This window comes from Pseudoduganella rivuli, assembly GCF_009674485.1.
Classification (GTDB): Bacteria; Pseudomonadota; Gammaproteobacteria; order Burkholderiales; family Burkholderiaceae_D; genus Rugamonas; species Rugamonas rivuli_B.
Genome location: NZ_WKJJ01000031.1, coordinates 43,158 through 61,617, shown reverse-complemented (window position 1 = coordinate 61,617; position 18,460 = coordinate 43,158). Strand labels below are relative to the sequence as shown.

Here is an 18,460-nt window from a genome sequence, read left to right as displayed (position 1 = left end):
ATTCTGGACCTTCAGCATGAAGCCCAAATTCACGCCCTACTTCGAAGGCGTCGTCAAACAATACGAAGCGTCGCACCCGGGAACAAAAATCGAATGGGTCGACTTCCCGTGGGACATCATCCAGACCAAGCTGGTGACCCGCATCGTGGCCGGCACGCCGCCCGCGCTGGTCAACCTGAACGTGCCGTGGGCCGATGAACTGGCCCGCGACGGTTTGCTGACGCCGGTCGACACCATGCTGGAGGGGCATCGCACGCAATACCTCGCCAGCACGCTGCAAGACCTGACCTTCCACGGCAAGACGTACGGCTTCCCCCTGTACAGCAATGTCGCCGTGATTGCCTACAACACGGAAATTTTCAAGGCCGCGGGCCTTGACCATCCGCCCCGCACCTTGGACGAGCAACTGGCGTTCGCGCGCCAGATCGCGCAGCGCACGGGTAAGGCTGGCCTGTGCCCCGCCCTGTCCAAGATCGATGGCTTGATGATGCAGCAGGGCCTGCCGGTGCTGGCCAACGGCCGCGCCGCCTTCAACACGCCGGCGCACGTGGCGCTGCTGGAAAAGCTGGCGCAAACGTACAAGGCTGGCGGCCTGCTGAAAGATGCGCTGTTCGCCGAAGATAACTTCCCCGCCGCAATCGACGCCTATAAAGGCGGCCGCCTCGGCATGTTGCTGGCGCCGCCCACCGCCGTGCGCCGGATTGAAACGGATGCCAGGGATATCTATGCGAAAACCGACGTGGCCCCCGCGCCGCTGGGTCCCACCGGCATTGCCGACGGCGGCTGGCTGATTCATTTTGCCGTGCCGGCGCGGGTCGAAGCCGGCAAGCTGCCCGCGATCGGCGAGTTTGCGCGCTTTCTGACCAACGATGCGAACCAGCTGGCGTTCGCGAAGCAGGCCAGCGTGTATCCGGCGGCGGCGCGCGCGGCGCAGGATCCGTTCTTTACCCGTGCCGCCGGCTTGGGTGCGACGGAAAAGGCGGTGCCGGCGGGCGCCGTGTCGATGCCGCATGCGCGCACCATGTATGTGGCGGGCGTCGAGGATTACGACGAATTGCGGCGGGTGCTGGTGAAGGCGGTCGAGGCGGGCGTGACGGGACGGGCCGACATCAGGACGGCGCTGGATGAGGCTGCGGCGATCTGGAACCGGAAGCTGGGCCGTCAAAAGCATGCTGGGATTTCCAGCGGCGCGGGGGCAGGTCGTGCCGATCTGTCGTTGCCTGCTGGCGCGGCGGCTTTGGAAAAGCCGCCCTACGGGATGGGGGCGTGATGAATCGCCCCACGTTGCAGGCATGGCTGTTCCTGGCGCCGGCGCTGGTGTTGCTGGCCGTGTTTTCATTCTGGCCGGTCGGCTATGGGTCGTATCTTGCATTTACCGATTACAGCCTGGTGCGGCCCACGTCGTTCGTCGGGCTGGATAACTTCCGCTACATCTTCGGCAACGACATGTTCGTCACCGGCCTGAAAAACTCGCTGGTGTTCCTGTTGATGGTGCCGTTCGTGCAAATCGGTGCGCTGAGCCTTGCCGTGCTGGTCAATAATCAACTGCCCGGCATCAAACTGTTCCGCGCCGCGTTTTACGTGCCGGTCGTGACCACCGTATCCGTGGTCGGCATCATGTGGGGCTTCATGTTCCACGAACAGGGCACGCTGAATTACGTACTGACGGTGCTGCGCCTGGTGGACGCGCCCGTCGGCTGGTTGTCCGACGATACGCTGGCCCTGTTTTGCATCATGTTCGTCACCATGTGGCGCGGGCTGGGCTGGTACATGGTGATGTACCTGGCCGCGCTGCAGGCGGTGCCGGCCGACATGCACGAAGCGGCCATGCTCGACGGCGCCACGCGCTGGCAGCGCTTCTGGAAAATCACCGTGCCGATGCTGAAACCCACCATTGCCGTGTGCTCCGTGCTGTCGGTGCTGGCCGCATTGAAGGCATACCAGGAAGTCGACGTGCTGACCCAGGGCGGCCCGATGAACTCCACCTTCACGGCGCTGTATTACGCATATGATCAGGGCTTGAAACACTTGAAGCTGCCGCGCGCGCTGGCTGCCAGCATGGTGGTCTCCGTGTTCTGCATCGGCATCGCGGTACTGTGCCTGCGCTGGCTGAAACCGGGGAAGAAATGAAGAACCGCGCGTCGACCGTCATGCACTACGCCGCGCTGTGCGCCATCGCGGTGATCTGCGTGTTCCCGTTCTGGTGGACCGTGGTGACGGCCCTGTCCACGGAAGGCAATATCTTCGCCTTCCCGCCCACGTTCTGGCCCAAATCGCCATCGCTGGTGAATTTCGAGGAAGCGTTCCGTGTCATCCCCTTCTTCGCGTTCTTCAAGAATTCCGTGCTGATTGCCGCGTTCACCGTGTTCTGGAAACTGGTGCTGTGCTCGATGGCGGCTTACCCGCTGGCGCGCCTGCGCTTCCGGGGCCGGCAACTGGTGTTCGGCCTGATCCTGGCCACCATGGTGCTGCCGTCCGAAGTCAATTTCCTCGTCAACTTCATCACCGTCACCAAGCTGTCGCTGGTCGACACGTATGCGGGCGTGATCTTGCCGAACGTGGTGACGGCGGTCGCCATCCTGCTGCTGAAGCAGGCGTTCGAAGAAGTGCCGCAAGACTTGATCGATGCGGCGCGCGTCGATGGCGCGTCGGAATGGATCATCTTTACCCGCATCATGCTGCCGCTGGTGGCGCCGTGGCTGGCCACGGTCGGCATCCTGACCGCGGTGGAAGCATGGAATGAATATATCTGGCCCTCGATCGTGATGAGCAAGCCGGACGAGTTTCCGCTGTCGGTGGGCGTGCTGTATTTGCGCGGCACCTTCGGCTCGAGCACCCGCGTCATTGCGGCCGGTACGGTGCTCACCATTTTGCCTACGTTGGCAGCCTTCCTCTTTACTCAACGATATTTCATGCGTGGCATGGACGGAGCCGTTAAATGACACATCAGGACTTACGCAAAATCGCCGGACAATTGATCATGATCCGTTTCCCCGGCACGGAACTGGACGCCGACACGGCCGACTTTATCCGCCGCAACGGCATCCGCGGTGTCTGCCTGTTCCGCGGCAACATGGTCGATTCCGAGCAATTATCCAGGCTGACGGCCGCCCTGCGCGCCGTCATGGGACCGGAAGCGCTGATCGCCATTGACCAGGAAGGCGGCGCCGTGGTGCGTTCGACCTGGGTTCCGGCGCCGCCGGCCGCCATGGGCCTGGGTGCGGCCGACGATACGGACCTGTGCTACCGGACGGGCGCCGCCGTGGCGCGCGCCGTGAAAGCGCTGGGGTTCAACTGGAACTTCGCGCCCGTGCTGGACTTGAACAACAACCCGCACAACCCCGTGATCGCGGAACGCTCGTTCGGCGAAGAACCCGTGCGCGCGGCGGAACTGGCGATGGCCTGGATGGCCGGCAGCCATGCGGAAGGCGTGGCGTGCTGCGTCAAGCACTTCCCCGGCCATGGCGACACCCACGTGGATTCGCACCGCGACTTGCCGACCGTCGACAAGCCGTTGTCCGAACTGGAAAACTTCGAATTCCGCCCGTTCCGCATTGCCGCGCCAAGCGCGCCGGCCATGATGACGGCGCACATCGTCTACCCCGCCATCGATGCGGACAATCCGGCCACCATGTCGCCGGCGATCCTCGACGGCATCCTGCGCCGGCGCTGGAATTACCAGGGCGTCATCATCACGGACGGCATGGACATGCACGCCATCGCGGGCCGCTATGGCGTCGGCAACGCGGCCGTGCGGGCGCTGGCGGCGGGCGCCGACATGGTGATGGCGCTGGGCACCCGTGAAACGCAGGAAGAAACCCTGACCGCGATCGCCAACGCATTGGCCGACCGCACGCTGCCGCAACCGGGTGTCGATGAACGGCTGGCGCGCCTGTCCGCGCTGGCCCACGAATACCCGTGCAAAGGCCACGCCTATGAAACCGACGCGGCCGACCGCGCCATCATGGCGGAAGGCTGGCGCCGCAGCCTGACGGCGCGCGGCGCCCCGCTGCGTCCGCTCGCTGGCGCCAAGGTGCGCCTGGTGGCGCGCCAGGACGTGGTGTCGGACGGCGTGTCGGAAGCGGGCGTGCCGGCCGCCAAGGTCGCCGAGTCGCTGGGCCGCCTGTACGACGTGGACCTCGTGACGTATGCCGACGCGGATACGTTTGACTGGCGCACGCTGCCGAACGATGGCCGCTACACGATCCTGGCATCGACGTCGCGCCTGCGCTATGGCGCGAACCCGCGCGCCACGTGGCGCCCGCACCTGCACCTGGCGCTGTGGAATCCCTACCAGGCGCTGGACATCGACGCCCCCGCGCTGATGACGTATGGCTTCGCCCAGCCGGCGCTGGACGCCATCAATGCGTGGCTGTCCGGCGAACTGAAAGCGGCCGGCGCCTGTCCGGTGCCCGGCTTCAAATAACAAGGAGAACAACATGGAAGCCGCACGCCGCAACATTCCGCTGAAGTGGATCCCGTCGCTGTACCTGGCGCAGGGCTTGCCCTACTTCGCCATCGCTCTGGTTTTTGGCCAGATGATGAAGAGCATGAACATGTCGAACGACGAGATTACGCACTGGCTGGCGTTCCTCGGCGCCGCATGGATCTTCAAGCCGTTGTGGAGTCCCTTCCTGGAACTGGCGTCGAGCAAGAAGCTGGTGATCGTCAGCCTGCAATTGCTGGGCGGCGTGTGCCTGGGCCTGGTGGCGCTGGCGCTGCAATTCCCGTTCTGGCTCAGCGCCAGCATTGCCGTGCTGTTCCTCGTGTCGGTCGCTTCGGCCACGCACGACATTTCGTGCGACGGCCTGTATATCGCATCGCTGACCAAGAAAGAACAGGCGCAATACGCAGGCTGGACCGGCACCTTCTTCAACGCGGGCCGCTTCCTGGCGCAGGGCGGCTTGCTGATGCTGGCCGGCTACCTGGAAAAGACCCAGGGCGTCACTTCCGCATGGACCGTCATCTTCGGCATCCTGGGCCTGACCATGTGCGTGCTGGGCGGCTATAACGCGTGGGCGCTGCCCGTCAGCCCCAATGCGCGCCTGGCGGACCACACGGTGGCCGGCGTGGCCCGCACCTTGCGCGAAGTGATCGTCGATTATTTCCGCAAGCCTGGCATCTGGGTTTCCATCATCTTCATCATCCTGTTCCGCGCCGGCGAAGCGCAGGTGCAGACCATCGGTCCCCTGTTCCTGCGCGAAGCGCTGGACAAGGGCGGGCTGGGACTGACCACGGCGGAAGTGGGCGCCGTGTATGGCACCAGCGGCACCATCGCCTTCATCATCGGTTCGATCGCGGGCGGCTATTTCACGTCGTGGCTGAGCCTGAAGCGCGCGATCCTGTTCCTGATCCTCGCGATGAACTTGCCGAACCTGGTGTTTTATTACCTGTCGCACGCGCTGCCGTCGGACCTGACCTTGATCGGCATTGCGCTCAGCGTTGAAATGTTCGGCTATGGCTTTGGCTTTGTCGGCGTGATCCTGTACATGATGCAGGTGGTGGCGCCGGGCAAATTCCAGACGGCCCATTACGCGTTTTCCACCGGCATCATGCAGCTGGGCTTCGTGCTGTTCCGCTGGATCAGCGGCGATGTCCAGGTCGCGCTGGGGTACCAGCAATTCTTCCTGTGGGTGCTGCTGGCCGCGATTCCTGTCACCGTGATGTCGCAATTCATCCCGATGGAAGCGCTGCAGCCGCACGCGAAGAATGGCGATGCCGGTGAATCCGGCCATCCTGTACCGGAGGCGGGCTGACCATGGCTGCCGTTTCACTGCACGGCGTCGTCAAGCGCTATGACGACAAGCACACCGTCATCCATGGCGTCGACCTCGATATCAGGGATGGCGAATTTGTCGTGTTCGTCGGCCCGTCCGGCTGCGGCAAATCCACCCTGCTGCGCATGATCGCGGGACTGGAATCCATCACGGCCGGCGAGCTGCGGATCGGCGGCAGGCTGGCCAACGATGTCGCGCCCAGCGAGCGGGGCATCGCCATGGTGTTCCAGTCGTACGCGCTGTATCCGCACATGACGGTGTTCGACAACATGGCGTTCGCGCTGAAGCTGGCGGGCCACAAGCCGGCCGACATCCGCGCGGCCGTCGAGCGCGTGGCCGCCACGCTGCAACTGACGCCGTATTTGCAGCGCAAGCCGAAAGACTTGTCGGGCGGCCAGCGCCAGCGCGTCGCCATTGGGCGTGCCATCGTGCGCAAGCCGGACGTGTTCCTGTTTGATGAACCGCTGTCCAACCTGGACGCCAGCCTCCGTGTGCAAATGCGGGTGGAGCTGAGCCGCCTGCACCAGGAACTGGGCACGACGATGATCTACGTGACGCACGACCAGGTGGAAGCGATGACCCTGGGCGACCGCATCGTCGTGTTTTCCGGCGGCCGCATCGAACAGGTGGGCACGCCGCTGGACTTGTACCACCGGCCCGCCAACCTGTTCGTAGCCGGGTTCCTGGGATCGCCGAAAATGAATTTCCTGCAAGTGGAGGCGGTGGCCAGCGCGCCGGACTTTATCGCCGTGCGCCTGCCGTCCGGCGATATCGTGGAAGTGGCGGCCGGCGGTGGCGACGTGGCGCGCGGCACGCGTTTCACGCTCGGGGTGCGGCCGGAACATGCGGCATTGCTGCCGGACGACGCGGAAGATGCCGGCCTGCTGCCGGTGCAAGTGGGCCACGTGGAATTCCTTGGCGACCAGGCGATTGTCTACGTCAGCATGGCCGGCGTGGACGACATGGTGGCCGTGCGCTACCTGTCGGAACAGGCGCCGCCGGCGCCCGGCAGCCGGGCAAAATTGCGCCTGCCGCCGCCGCGCTGCCTGCTGTTTGATACAAACGGTAACACTGTTCCCGCCCCTGAACTGTCCACCTGCGCGGCGTAACAGACGTTACAATCCTGCGCACGCCACATTTCAGCATAACTGCTATTTTGTGGGACAATATCTGTTTGTTTTCGACTGAATGAAGGGTAACCTCGATGACCAAGTTCCGTTTCGCACGTACCAGCCTGCTCGCAGCCGTTCTCGGCCTGAACTTTGCGCCGGCCGTGCTTGGCATGTCTCCCGTACTGGCCGCTGAAGAAAAAGCGCCGGAAGCGGCAAAACAGGAAACTATCCGTCCTGAACTGTACAAGCTGATTGACCCGAACCAGGTCAAGGAACTGATGGCCGCAAAGAACTATGCGGAAATCAAAAACCGCATCAACCAGGGCGCAGCCCTGCCGAACCTGACCCCGTTTGAAACCTTCATCCTCAACGATGCGCGCGTGCGCGTGGGTTCGGCCAGCGAAGACACGGCCATGCTGCTGCCGGCGCTGGAAGCCATGATCGATTCCGGCCGCATGTCGCAGCGCGACAAGCTGAACTTCATCGAAGCGGCCGGCAATACGTACTTCCAGCAAAAGAACTACGACAAGGCCATCACCTGGTACACCCGCTACAGCACGGAGTCGGGCGACGCGAACAAGACGCGCCTGCAAATCCTGCGCTCGCTGTACCTGAAAAATGACTTCGCCGCCGTGAAAACCGAGACGAAGAAAGATATCGCGGCCCACGAAGCGGCCGGCCAGCCGCCGACTGTCGACGAACTGAAACTGCTGCAAAGCGCGGCGGCCCAGGGCAAGGACATGGTGACGTACATGTCCGCGCTGGAACTGTTCGTCAAGTACTACCCGACCGAAGCGAACTGGAACGAACTGCTGAACCGCACCCGCGGCAAGGATGGCTACAACATGCGCATGGACCTGGACATGCTGCGCCTGAAGAAAGCCGTGCTGCCGAAACTGGAAGGCGACGACCTGTATGACCTGGCCGACCTGGACGTGCTGGGCGGCTTCTTCACGGAAGCCAAGGCCGCGATGGATGCCGGTTTCGAACAAGGTTCCCTGGGCACCGGTCCTGACGCCGCCAAGCACAAGGCGCTGCGCGACAAGGCCAACAAGGGCGCGGCTGACGATGCAAAAAACATCGACAGCGGTATCGCCGCCGCCACCAAGTCGAAAGACGGCGTGGGCCTGGTCAACCTGGGTTACGTGTACGTGACGATGGGCCAGTACGACAAGGGCCTGGACCTGATGCAAAAAGGTATCGCCAAGGGCATCGCGAAGTTCCCTGAAGACGCCAAACTGCGCCTGGGCTATGCCTACGCCATGGCCGGCAAGAAGGAAGAAGCCACGAAAGTCCTGGCCACCGTGAACCCGGCCGACGGCCGCGGCGACCTGGCTCGCTACTGGACCATGTGGGCGAACCGCACCGCGCCTGTTGCCCCGGCAGCCGCCGCCAAGTAATCCCTGAGGCTTGCGCCTCGCAAAAAGCCGCCACGGTGCCATATGCACGTGGCGGCTTTTTTACGCCCATGGCATCCGAATCCGCAGGGCGGTAATCCTCCGGATTGCCGCCATGCTTGCGTTACGTCGACGCATGCATGGCGGATTCACCGCTACATTCGTAATTTCAAGCCAAACCGGGTCGCCAGCGCAGTAACGGCAACCATCACCAGCGCCAGCACCGCCGCATTCACCAACCCCGCCGCCCCGCCCTGCTGCCACAGCGGCCACCAGAACCTCGGCACGTGCAACAGCGCCGCCAGTTGCTCCCACACGTCCGGCGCGATATACGCGAGCAGTGCATTGCCGCCCGCCGGCAACAGCCAGGCGCACCAGCCGCGCCAGCCCAGCACGTCGCACAGCCAGTAAAACAGCACGAACAGCGCCAGCGTGACGCCTGCGCAGACCAGCGTGTACGGCGCGGTCGCATGGATCTTATTGATACCGTAAAAGGGGCGCAGCAACAGGCCGCCCGCGAACAGGACCAGCGCCAGGGCAGCCAGCGGCGCGATGGCGCGTTGCGGCGCTACCGCCGATGACGCCAGCAGTATCCGCCCCGCCAGCACGCCCGCCATCATGTTGGCCGACGTGGAGCCCAGCACTTGCGGGATATTGACGAAGCCGTCCAGCGGCGCGGGCAGCGGCAGCCAGCCATCGGTGCCACCCGCGTACAGCGCCAGCAGCGACAGCAGGCAGCCCCACAATGCGGCATCCTGTCCCCGCACGGCCAGGTACAGCACGCCGCACACCAGGTATGCCCAGCCGATCATGCCGAGGATGCCCCACCAGCTGTGCTGCAGGTAGACCGAACCGGCATCGCCATCCGCCTTGCCGCGATATAGCAGCGGCAACGCCGCCATCAGCGCGGCGCCCAGCCAGAACGGCCAGCCACGCCCGCCCGCCTGGCGCCACAACAGCAGCATCGCACCATAAAACAGCGTGAAGTACAGCGCGCGGGGCAGCAGCGCGGCCCCATCGTCATAGCGCCACGCTTCGGCCATGACGACACCGGCCACCATCAGGCTGACCGCGCGCCACAGCAGACGGCCCAGCAGCGGCAACGTCAAGCCATCCGGCGCGTCGCGCCGCAAGGCCAGCGGAATGGCCATGCCGGCCATGAACAGGAAGGCGGGGAACACCAGGTCCGGCAAGGTGATGCCATCGGCCCGCGGTCCCGCATGTTCCAGCCAGTAGGGGATGCCCGGCATGCCGGCAACGTAATTCACCCAGATCATGGCCAGGATCACAAAACCACGGAATGCATCGAGGCTGACCAGGCGTTGCGAAGGGACGGACGTCATGGCTATACCTTGATATAGATTTTGCGCCGGTCCAGCCAGTAACCGGCCAGCCAGCACGCCAGCATGAAGGCCACGGCAAACAGCAGCGACGCCAGCTGCGGCGCGGCCAGCGGCTGGAACGTCACGCTGTACAGCCACCCATAGGCATCGCGGCCGCCGATGTGCGTACGTACCAGCACCACGACCGCCAATTCCGACAGCAGGTAGATGAACAGCGTGTTCTTGCCGAACACTTCAAAGAAGTACGTCCAGCCCCGCCCTGCACTGCCTGTACTGTCGCCGCGCATCTCCACCAGGTAAATCATCAGCGGCAGCACCAGCAAGTCCAGCCCCACCGTCAGCAGCACGTAGGAACTGGTCCACAGCTTTTTATTGAATGGCAGCACCTGGTCCCAGCACAGCGCCACGGCGATGCACGCCACGCCCGCCAGCATCAGGCGCGCCAGCGTTTCCCACGTCGCGCCTTTGTCGGCAAACAGGCGCCCCGCGAAATAGCCGGCGATCACGTTGACCGTGGCGGGTATCGTGCCCAACAGTCCTTCCGGGTCGAACGGGATGCCTTCGCCCTGGTACAAATGGCGCCCGCCCAGCAGCCACAAGTCGAATTTCACGGCCGCATTGCCGGCCATCGTCAAATCGCCGCCCAGCGCCAGTACCGCCCAGTAACCGAGCAGCGCCAATACGCAATACAGCCACGCCCCCGCCTCCTTCGCGAAATGCAGCAGCAGCGACGCCAGCGCAAAGCACAGGGCAATGCGCTGCAAGACACCGGGAATTCGCGCACCGGACAGGGAAATCAGGCCCCAGTGTCCCGCGCTGTCCGGCGCCACGAACGGGAACCAGAACAGTAAAAAACCCAGCGCGAACATGATGGCGCTGCGCTTGCCCACCCTGGCCAGCACGGCGCGCGTGCCCAGTTGCGCATACTTGGGCAGCGCAAAACTCAGCGCGTTGCCGACCACGAACAGGAACGTGGGAAAGACCCAGTCGGTCGGCGTGAAGCCGTGCCACTGCGCGTGCAGCAGCGGCGCGTACACGGTGCTCCAGTCGCCCGGCGTGTTCACGATGATCATCAGCGCGACAGTCAGGCCGCGCAGCACGTCCAGCGACGGGTAGCGCCGCGCGGCGGCCGCCCTGGCGGTGGCGGAATGGCCCGTATCCGGTACCGCCCGCAACGTCATTGCGCCACCTGGCCCAGCGTGCGCGCCATCGCGCGCAGGTAGGCGCCGGCGGGGACACCCGGCATCGTGCTGCACGTGGCGTCCGCGCCTTTCACCGGCTTGCCGCATGGCGTATCGCGGTCCAGCGACCAGTAATGCAGCCCCGCCAGTTTCATGCGCAATACCCCTTGCGCCACCGCCTGGGCGTCGCGCAGGGTGAAGACATTTTCCACCACGTCGTTTACACCGATCATGGCCGTCAATTCAATTTGTTCATACGGCACGCCATACTTTGCATGCACGTTGCGCGCCGCCTGCAATGCGGAGGCGCCCATGTCGCAGCGGGCCTTGCCACGCACCTTGTGCACCACGCAGGCTTTTTTCGCGGCGGGGCCGTAATCCATCACCATCAGGTTCAGTGCATAGTTTTGTATGCCGGCCTTGCGCACGGCCGCCAGCACGGCTTCCGCCGTTGGATTCAGGCTGATGCGGCTGCCGTCGGATGCCGCCAGCGTCGGCACGGTAAAGCTCATGCGCAAGTGCGGCCGCAGTTTCTGCGCCACCGCGATACGGTCCGCCAGCGACGCGATCTGCTCAGGCGTCTGTTCCGCTTCGATGTCGAAATCGAAACCGATCAACTGCGGCGATTCATAGCGGCGGATAAAGCGCTCCATGCCGTCGTCCGTCGCGCAGGTGAATACGTTGCCCTGCCCGCCCGTGGAAATAATGTAACCGATCCCTGCCTTCGCAAACGATGGCACGTTGGCGTCGGCCACGGCCTGCGCAGGCTGCCCGCCCCAATGCTCATCGCCGCACTCGCCGCTGGCGAATGCCCAGGTCAACGGCTGTTTGCCGAATGGCAATGCGCCATCGGCGATATAAGGTGTTTTCACGCCATTGGGCGCGGCGGTGATGACGTTGTTGGCGGGATCGTTCCACATCGCCAGGTGTTTATAGGGACTGTAGACGAAGGCGGGGAATTCTGCCGCATGAGCTTGCGGCGCCAGGGCGGCAAGCAGCAGGAGCGTGGAAATTGAGCGCATGGATATCTCGAAAAAAAGGCAGGACTCCCGGAGGAAGCCCTGCCAAATGCAGCGTCAAGCTGAAGGAAACTTACATTTTGCCGCGCAGGCCCAGGAAGAATTGCTTGCCGTTCTTGTAGAACGCGCGTGGCTGGTCTTTGCTGGTTGCATACGACTTCAGCAGCGGATCGTTCAAGTCCTTGCCTTCGAACGACAGGGTCAGGTTGTCGCTGATGTTGTAGTTCAGCGCCAGCGATACCGTACCCACCGCATCCTGGTAAATTGCGCTGTTGCGGTCCAGGCCATTCAGGAACGCCGAGCGGTAGCTGTAGTTCAGGCGGGCGCTGAAGCGGCTGTTTTCATAGAACGCGGACACGTTGTACGAATTGCGCGACGTGCCGATCATGCTGCAGTCACCGAGGTCCGCGCAAGCCGATTTTGGCGCCTTGCCGGTTTCCTGGCCATCCGCGTACGTGTAGTTCGCGCTGGCGCCGAAGCCGTTACCCAGGTCCTGGCTGTACTGCAGCTCCACGCCTTTCACGCGGGCCTTGGTATTCAGCGCGGAGCTCATGTTGTAGTTCGTGATGGCTTTCACGGACTGGTTGAAGAACTGCTGCGTCGACGCGCCGAAGGTCACGTACGAACCCAGGTGCATGTCATACAGGTTCACGGCCAGCAGCGACTTCGGCATGAAGTACCACTCGACACCGGCTTCCACGTTGTTCGAATAAATCGGCTTCAGGTTCGGGTTGCCGCCGGTGCCGGAACGGGTCAGGTCGTTCAGCGACAGCGAACCCAGTGCGCCGAAGTCAGGACGGGCCATGGTGCGGCTGGCGGAAGCACGCAGCACCACGTCTTTCGACAGGTCGGTGCGCAAGTTCACGCTCGGCAGGATGTCCTTGTACGTGTTGGACGTGTGTACCGGGCTCCAGACCGTGTTCGGCGACGCGTTGTCGACGTCGATGTCGGTCTGCACATAGCGCACGCCGAAGTTACCGGTGAAGTTGCCGGCGGCCAGGTCACCCATCGCGTAGACGGCGTTGGCCTTTTCACCGATCTTGAATTCGTTCTGGTACGAGTGGCTGGCGAACGTCACGTACTTGTCGCCCCAGACCTTCATCGAGTCGGCGGTGAAGGTCCATGGCTTGTCCAGCACGTTGGCCAGCGGGCTGGCCGGATAGTTGGTCAGGCCGGTCGGACGGTTGGCCAGTTGCGCGCCAGCTCCCGCCACGTCGCCCTGCAGCCAGGTCAGGCCACGGTCATGCTTGGCGGTGCGGACGCCGAAGCGCACGGTCGGCACCACATCCCATGGCGTTTTCCAGTTGCCGTCGATCTGGCCGTAGGTTTCCTTGTCCTTGGCCGTGGTGTCCGAGGCCCAGCCGCCGAAGAAGTCGGCGCCGGTGCGCGGGCTGAATGTACCGGAATTATCGATCGTGACGTTGGCCGGCGCATCCAGGCCGTGCATGGTCATGGTGGCGCCGGAATAAGCCAGCCACGCTTCATAGCCATAGTCGCGCGCATAGCCGGTGCCGCGCGTGGTGCCGATCTGGCCGGTGAACGACAGCGCTTCATTGGCGCGGTATTTCCAGTCCAGGTTCAGGAATTTCGAATCGCTGTACGAGCCGGGACGGGCGATGATGTCCTGTACCGACGGGCCCATTTTCGAGCAGTCCGCCACCGGGCAGGTCGACGGCAACGTGATCGACGTGATCTGGTTGCCGGTCACGGTCCACTTCGATGGCACCACGGCGCCCACGCCGGACCAGTTATTGGTCAGCGCCTGGTATGGCGAAAACATGAAGTTGGCGTTGATGTTGTCCGCGCTGAGTTTGGTGTACAGGCCGCTGATGTCGAAAGTGAAGTCATTGTTGACTTTCACCTGCACGTCGACCATGCCGCCCTTGCGCTCACGCTGTTGCTGGAACAGTGCGGAACCGGTCAGCATCGACAGGTATTTGCCGTCCACTTCCGGATTGGCTTTCACCCAGGCCGGCGACATGCCGTCGGACAGCTTGTCCCACCACAGGAATTCCTGGCCCAGGCGGCGCAGCGAACGCTTTTCATCGAAGGCTTGCACCAGCACGCCCAGGTTGCCTTCGTCATTTTTCCAGTTGACCAGGCCGCTGATCTGCGCGTCGGTCTTCTTGGCCGCGTCGCCGTAAGCGGCTTCCACGGAACCCATCAGGGTCAGGTTTTTCTTGAAGCTCAGCGGCTTGCGGGTTTCGATATCGACGGTACCGGCGGCGCCACCTTCGGTCAGGTTGGCTTGCGCGCTCTTATGCACAGTCACGCGGCCGATCAGCTCGGACGGGAACATCGAGTACGATACCGAGCGGCCGCCGCTGGTGATGTTGGAGATATACCAGTCGCCGGACGACACGGTGTGGCCGTTCAGCGTGGTCAGGGTCAGGTTGGACGGCGTGCCTTTCAGGCTGACGCGGTCGTTTTCACCAAAACCGCCTTCGGTACCGCCGGCAGTCGCCACCGATACGCCCGGTACGCGCTGCAGCGAGTCGGCGACGCTCTTGTCCGGCATCTTGCCCACGTCTTCCGCAGTAATGACTTCCACCAGCGATTCGGCGTTGCGCTTCTGGTTGATCGATTGCGCCAGTGCCGCGCGCACACCGGTCACGATCACGACGTTGTCCGCTGCTTTGCTGGCGTCTTGTGCGTGCGCCGTCAGTGCGGTGCTGGTGATCAGGATAGCGACCGCGCTGGCGATCGGCGTCAGATTGCGTTTCATGTACTCCCCCTTGATGTGGGCTACCAAAGTAGCCCGGTCAGATTAACGAGATCCGTATTCCGGCCGCCGCGCTCCCCGCGACATCCTGCAGATCTTCTTTACAACCACTAACAAAACCAATTGAACGCCAATATACCCTGAACTAATACCAGAACACTACCAGTTTCCGTATTTTTTTCGCATGTTGTAGTGCCAACACAGACCACTTCGTCATAGTTTTCAGTAAGTTAGCGCTATCTCCCTCTAAGCGGTAGCGTGGTGGCATGCGAACCGCTTTGTCGCGGTCTTTTTTTGGTATTATCGGAAGGCAAAAATATAATGATGTCGTCCCCGCCGAGGACGTCCGACAATGAGACCACTACATGACCACGCTTGCCCAGATCATGCAGCACCTGGCGGAGACCAGCAGCCAGCCCCTGTACCAGCAATTGCAGCGCGCGCTGCGCGAAGCGATCGACAAGCGGATCTTCGCGCCGGACGAAGCGTTGCCGGCCGAGCGCCAGCTGGCGGCGGATTTATCGGTGTCCCGCATCACCGTGCGCAAGGCCATCGACGGCCTGGTGGATGAAGGCTTGCTGGTGCGGCGGCCCGGCTCCGGCAATTTCATCAATACCCGTATCGAGAAAAACTTCGCCAAGCTGACGTCGTTTTCGGAAGACATGCGGGCGCGGGGACGCACGCCGCGCAGCGTGTGGCTGAAACGGGCGGAAGGCACGGTGACGCCGGAAGAAGCGCTGCGGCTGCGGTTGTCGCCGGGCGCGCCCGTGTTCCGCTTCAACCGCATCCGCTATGCCGATGAGATCCCGATGTGCATTGAATACGCCACCATCGTCGCCAGCGCCCTGCCCTCGCTCGATGCGGTGGGCGTGTCGATGTATGAAGCGCTGGAACACGCGGGCAAGCGCCCGGTACGCGCGCTGCAGCGCCTGTCGGCGCTGTTGCTGAACGCGGAACAGGCCAAGCTGCTGCAAGCGAAGGAAGGCGATGCGGGACTGGCCGTCGAGCGGCTGGGCTTCTTGCGCGACGGCCAGGCGGTGGAATTTTGCCGCTCGATTTTCCGGGGCGACCTGTATGACTTCGTGGCGGAGCTGAGTACACCGTAACGCATGGCGGCTTCGCCGACGCGAAACCGCCCTACGGAATTGAAGGGCTATTTAGCTTTCTTGCTGTCCCCCGCCAGCACCACATTCAGCTTGTTCAAATCCACCGCCTTGCGGAAGGCGGCATTGACCTGCGCCGGCGTCAGCGCCTTCAGCTTGTCTTCAAACGCCTTGCTCCATGCGTAGGTGCGGTTCAAATACAGGAACGTGGTCCAGCCGGCCGCCAGCACGCCATCCTGCGACCGGTTTTGCAGGCGCTGCTGCAGGATGCCGGAACGGGCGCCGTCCACTTCCGCCTTGGTAAAGCCATCCTTCAGCGCGCGGGCCAGTTCTTCGCGGATCGCGGCCTTCAGCTTGTTCAGGTTTTGCGGCGCCGCGATGGCCGACACCGACAGGTGGCTGGCGCGGTCGATATCGCTGACGGCCAGCGACGAACCGCCGCCGTACGACAGGCCATCCTTCTGGCGGATGCGGTCCATGATGCGCGACTTCAGGCCGCCGTCGCCGAGGATGTAATTGGCCAGTTCCAGCGCGGGGTAATCGTCGTCTTCCGAGTTCAGGTCGAGGTCGATGCGCGCCGTGTAAAAGCCGTTTTCCTTGTCCGGCGTATCGAGCAACTGGTCCAGCGGCGGGTGCGGCACATTACTGTCGACAATGCGCGCATAGGACGCCTTGCTCTGCCAGTTGCCCAGCTCCTGCGCCACCACGGCCTGCGCGGCGGCCTTGTCGAAGTCGCCCACGATCGCCATTTCACCGTGCGACGCGCCATAGAATTCACGGTGGTACGCCTTCAGGTCGTCCACCGTCATGGCCTTGATTTGCGCGATCTGTTCATCGATGGTCAGCGGCGTGCGCACGTCGCCTTTCGGATAGTGGGCGTAGTGCTGCGCCAGCGCATTGGCCGCCACGGCCTGCGGTTCGCTGCGCGACGCTTCCAGCTGCACCAGCCATTGCTGGCGCAATTGCTCGAATTCCGCCGCGTCGAACGTCGGCTCTTTCAGCACGTGCGCGGCCAGGCGCAGCGCCTGGTCCAGGTTGGCGCGCGTGGTCTCGAACTGGTACACCGAGCCCGTCATCTTCAGCTTGTCCCACGCATCGGCCAGTTGCGCGCGCGTGTATTTGCTGGTGCCCCGGTTCAGCATCTGGCCGGTGGCGGCCGCGATCATCGCCTTGCCGAACTGGTTCTTTTCATCGCCCCAGTGCAGGCGCAGGCTGACGGACACGGTCTCGCCACGGTTCTTCTTCGGCAGCAGCGCCAGTTTCAGGCCACCCACCGTCGCCAGTTCGGTGCGGGCCAGGATATTGGCCTGGCTGGGGTCGAACACTTCGGATTGCAGCGTCGCCGCCTTGCCCTGGTAGCCCTTCATGACTTCTTCCACCGTGGGCGCCGTGGTGATTTCCACCCGTTGCGGCGCATCTTCCGGCACGAACAGGCCCGCCGTGCGGTTGTCGCGCTTCAGGTAAGTGGCGGCCACCTTGCTGACCTGTTCCTTCGTGACTTTCGGCAGGCTGTCGCGGCCCAGGAACAGCAATCGCCAGTCGCCCAGCGCGACCTGTTCCGACAGCGTCACGCCCACCTTTTGCGGATCGTTCAGCGCCTTCTCGATGCTGTTACCGATGTTGCGGCGCACGCGCTCCATCTCATCTTCCGTGGGCGGCGTCGTGGCAAAGCTTTCCACGGCGGCGATCAATTCCTCCTTGACCGGTTCCAACGGCTGGCCGGCCTTGACGATGGCGCCGATCAGTTGCAGGCCCGGCGCATAGCCGGTCTGGCCAAAGCTGAACACTTGCGCCGCCTTGCCGGTTTCCACCAGCGCCTTGTGCAGGCGGCCATTCGGCGTGTCGCCCATGATTTCCGACATGAAGGCCAGTGCATCGCCATCGGCATGCAGGGCGGCGGGAATCTTGTAGCCCAATAAGACCACTTGCATGTCACCCTTGCGGCGCACCATGAACGAACGCTCGCCATCCTGCACCGGCTCCACCGTCCAGAAGGGCGGCAGCTTGCGCTTGGGTTTCGGGATCGCGCCAAAGGTTTTGCCGATCCAGGCCAGCGTTTGCGCCGGGTCGAATTTGCCGGCCACCAGCAGCACGGCGTTGTCCGGCTGGTAGTAGGTGCGGTAAAACGCCTGCAGGTTGTCGATCTTGACGTTCTCGATGTCGCTGCGGTTGCCGATGGTGGAACGGCCATAGCTGTGCCAGTCATACGCCACGCTTTGCATGCGCTTCAGCAGCACTTCGAACGGGCTGTTTTCGCCGCTCTCGTATTCGTTGCGCACCACCGTCATTTCCGAATCCAGGTCTTTCTTGGCGATGTACGAACGCGTCATGCGGTCCGCTTCCATCTCCAGCGCCCACTTCAGGTTGTCGCCGCCCGCCTGGAACACTTCGTAGTAATTGGTGCGGTCATATGACGTGGTGCCGTTGAAATCCATGCCCCGCTCGGAAAACTGCTGCGGGATGTTGCGGTTCTTCGGTGAGCCTTTGAACATCAGGTGTTCCAGCAAGTGCGCCATGCCGGTTTCGCCGTAATTCTCATGGCGCGATCCCACCAGGTAGGTGACGTTGACCGTGACGGTGGGCTTGGATGCATCCGGGAACAGCAGCACTTTCAAGCCGTTCGGCAAGCGGTATTCCGTGATGCCTTCGACGGACGGGCCTTTGGTAACGCCGGCCGGCAAGGATTGGGCAAGGGCGGGCGGCAGCAAAGTCAGGCTGCACAGCAGCGGCAACAGGCGGAGAGCGGGAAGTCGGGTCATGGGCGCAAGTCAATATTGAGGAAACGCTAAGGGAGTCGCTATCGTAC

At 63.2% G+C, this 18,460-nt stretch carries 13 protein-coding genes; 8 read left to right on the top strand and 5 right to left on the bottom strand.

Annotated features, from left to right (window positions below; all coding sequences use genetic code 11):
* Window positions 1-16 precede the first annotated feature (16 nt).
* From GJ700_RS32250 to GJ700_RS32220, 7 genes are all read left to right on the top strand, one after another.
* Complete coding sequence (locus tag GJ700_RS32250; protein ID WP_229507370.1) at window positions 17-1,270, top strand: ABC transporter substrate-binding protein; 1,254 nt, start codon at window positions 17-19, stop codon at window positions 1,268-1,270.
* Complete coding sequence (locus GJ700_RS32245) at window positions 1,270-2,130, top strand: carbohydrate ABC transporter permease (RefSeq protein WP_154381882.1); 861 nt, start codon at window positions 1,270-1,272, stop codon at window positions 2,128-2,130. The genes GJ700_RS32250 and GJ700_RS32245 overlap by 1 nt, the downstream gene beginning before the upstream one ends.
* The gene (locus GJ700_RS32240) at window positions 2,127-2,942 is read left to right on the top strand and encodes a carbohydrate ABC transporter permease (protein ID WP_154381850.1); all 816 of its coding nucleotides are present in this window, start codon (window positions 2,127-2,129) and stop codon (window positions 2,940-2,942) included. Before GJ700_RS32245 ends, GJ700_RS32240 begins: the two co-directional genes overlap by 4 nt.
* On the top strand, window positions 2,939-4,426 hold the full coding sequence (nagZ, locus tag GJ700_RS32235) for a beta-N-acetylhexosaminidase (protein ID WP_154381848.1): 1,488 nt from the start codon (window positions 2,939-2,941) through the stop codon (window positions 4,424-4,426). Before GJ700_RS32240 ends, nagZ begins: the two co-directional genes overlap by 4 nt.
* Before the next feature lie 13 nt (window positions 4,427-4,439).
* On the top strand, window positions 4,440-5,756 hold the full coding sequence (locus GJ700_RS32230) for an MFS transporter (protein WP_154381846.1): 1,317 nt from the start codon (window positions 4,440-4,442) through the stop codon (window positions 5,754-5,756).
* Between the two features lie 2 nt (window positions 5,757-5,758).
* Window positions 5,759-6,886: an ABC transporter ATP-binding protein gene (locus GJ700_RS32225; protein ID WP_154381844.1), complete on the top strand. Its 1,128-nt coding sequence runs from the start codon at window positions 5,759-5,761 to the stop codon at window positions 6,884-6,886.
* A 95-nt stretch (window positions 6,887-6,981) separates the two neighbouring features.
* Window positions 6,982-8,289: a tetratricopeptide repeat protein gene (locus GJ700_RS32220; RefSeq protein ID WP_154381842.1), complete on the top strand. Its 1,308-nt coding sequence runs from the start codon at window positions 6,982-6,984 to the stop codon at window positions 8,287-8,289.
* Between the two features lie 152 nt (window positions 8,290-8,441).
* Here GJ700_RS32220 and GJ700_RS32215 read toward each other — a convergent pair whose 3' ends face one another.
* The 4 genes from GJ700_RS32215 to GJ700_RS32200 form a co-directional block, all read right to left on the bottom strand.
* A complete protein-coding gene (locus GJ700_RS32215; RefSeq protein WP_154381840.1) occupies window positions 8,442-9,629 on the bottom strand; it encodes a DUF5009 domain-containing protein in 1,188 nt (395 codons plus the stop codon).
* Window positions 9,630-9,631: 2 nt separating this feature from the next.
* The gene (locus GJ700_RS32210) at window positions 9,632-10,810 is read right to left on the bottom strand and encodes an acyltransferase family protein (RefSeq protein WP_154381838.1); all 1,179 of its coding nucleotides are present in this window, start codon (window positions 10,808-10,810) and stop codon (window positions 9,632-9,634) included.
* Entirely contained in the window at window positions 10,807-11,832 is a 1,026-nt protein-coding gene (locus tag GJ700_RS32205; protein ID WP_154381836.1) for a glycoside hydrolase family 18 protein, read from the bottom strand. Before GJ700_RS32205 ends, GJ700_RS32210 begins: the two co-directional genes overlap by 4 nt.
* A gap of 70 nt (window positions 11,833-11,902) precedes the next feature.
* Window positions 11,903-14,554 carry a TonB-dependent receptor gene (locus tag GJ700_RS32200; protein WP_154381834.1) on the bottom strand — a complete coding sequence of 884 codons (2,652 nt, stop codon included), beginning with the start codon at window positions 14,552-14,554 and terminating at the stop codon, window positions 11,903-11,905.
* Between the two features lie 362 nt (window positions 14,555-14,916).
* On the opposite strand from GJ700_RS32200, the gene GJ700_RS32195 reads away from it, so the two are divergent.
* Complete coding sequence (locus GJ700_RS32195) at window positions 14,917-15,657, top strand: GntR family transcriptional regulator (RefSeq protein WP_154381833.1); 741 nt, start codon at window positions 14,917-14,919, stop codon at window positions 15,655-15,657.
* Between the two features lie 47 nt (window positions 15,658-15,704).
* Here GJ700_RS32195 and GJ700_RS32190 read toward each other — a convergent pair whose 3' ends face one another.
* Window positions 15,705-18,413 (bottom strand): M16 family metallopeptidase, encoded by a 2,709-nt coding sequence (locus GJ700_RS32190; protein WP_154381831.1) that lies wholly within the window; start codon window positions 18,411-18,413, stop codon window positions 15,705-15,707.
* Window positions 18,414-18,460: the final 47 nt, after the last annotated feature.

Excerpts from the sequence above, each read along its gene's own strand:
- GJ700_RS32250 (WP_229507370.1), top strand. The coding sequence starts at position 17 with ATGAAGCCCAAATTCACGCCCTACTTCGAAGGCGTCGTCAAACAATAC.
- GJ700_RS32190 (WP_154381831.1), bottom strand. The coding sequence starts at position 18,413 with ATGACCCGACTTCCCGCTCTCCGCCTGTTGCCGCTGCTGTGCAGCCTG.
- nagZ (WP_154381848.1), top strand. The coding sequence starts at position 2,939 with ATGACACATCAGGACTTACGCAAAATCGCCGGACAATTGATCATGATC.
- GJ700_RS32240 (WP_154381850.1), top strand. The coding sequence starts at position 2,127 with ATGAAGAACCGCGCGTCGACCGTCATGCACTACGCCGCGCTGTGCGCC.
- GJ700_RS32200 (WP_154381834.1), bottom strand. The coding sequence starts at position 14,554 with ATGAAACGCAATCTGACGCCGATCGCCAGCGCGGTCGCTATCCTGATC.
- GJ700_RS32230 (WP_154381846.1), top strand. The coding sequence starts at position 4,440 with ATGGAAGCCGCACGCCGCAACATTCCGCTGAAGTGGATCCCGTCGCTG.
- GJ700_RS32205 (WP_154381836.1), bottom strand. The coding sequence starts at position 11,832 with ATGCGCTCAATTTCCACGCTCCTGCTGCTTGCCGCCCTGGCGCCGCAA.
- GJ700_RS32220 (WP_154381842.1), top strand. The coding sequence starts at position 6,982 with ATGACCAAGTTCCGTTTCGCACGTACCAGCCTGCTCGCAGCCGTTCTC.
- GJ700_RS32225 (WP_154381844.1), top strand. The coding sequence starts at position 5,759 with ATGGCTGCCGTTTCACTGCACGGCGTCGTCAAGCGCTATGACGACAAG.
- GJ700_RS32245 (WP_154381882.1), top strand. The coding sequence starts at position 1,270 with ATGAATCGCCCCACGTTGCAGGCATGGCTGTTCCTGGCGCCGGCGCTG.
- GJ700_RS32195 (WP_154381833.1), top strand. The coding sequence starts at position 14,917 with ATGACCACGCTTGCCCAGATCATGCAGCACCTGGCGGAGACCAGCAGC.
- GJ700_RS32215 (WP_154381840.1), bottom strand. The coding sequence starts at position 9,629 with ATGACGTCCGTCCCTTCGCAACGCCTGGTCAGCCTCGATGCATTCCGT.
- GJ700_RS32210 (WP_154381838.1), bottom strand. The coding sequence starts at position 10,810 with ATGACGTTGCGGGCGGTACCGGATACGGGCCATTCCGCCACCGCCAGG.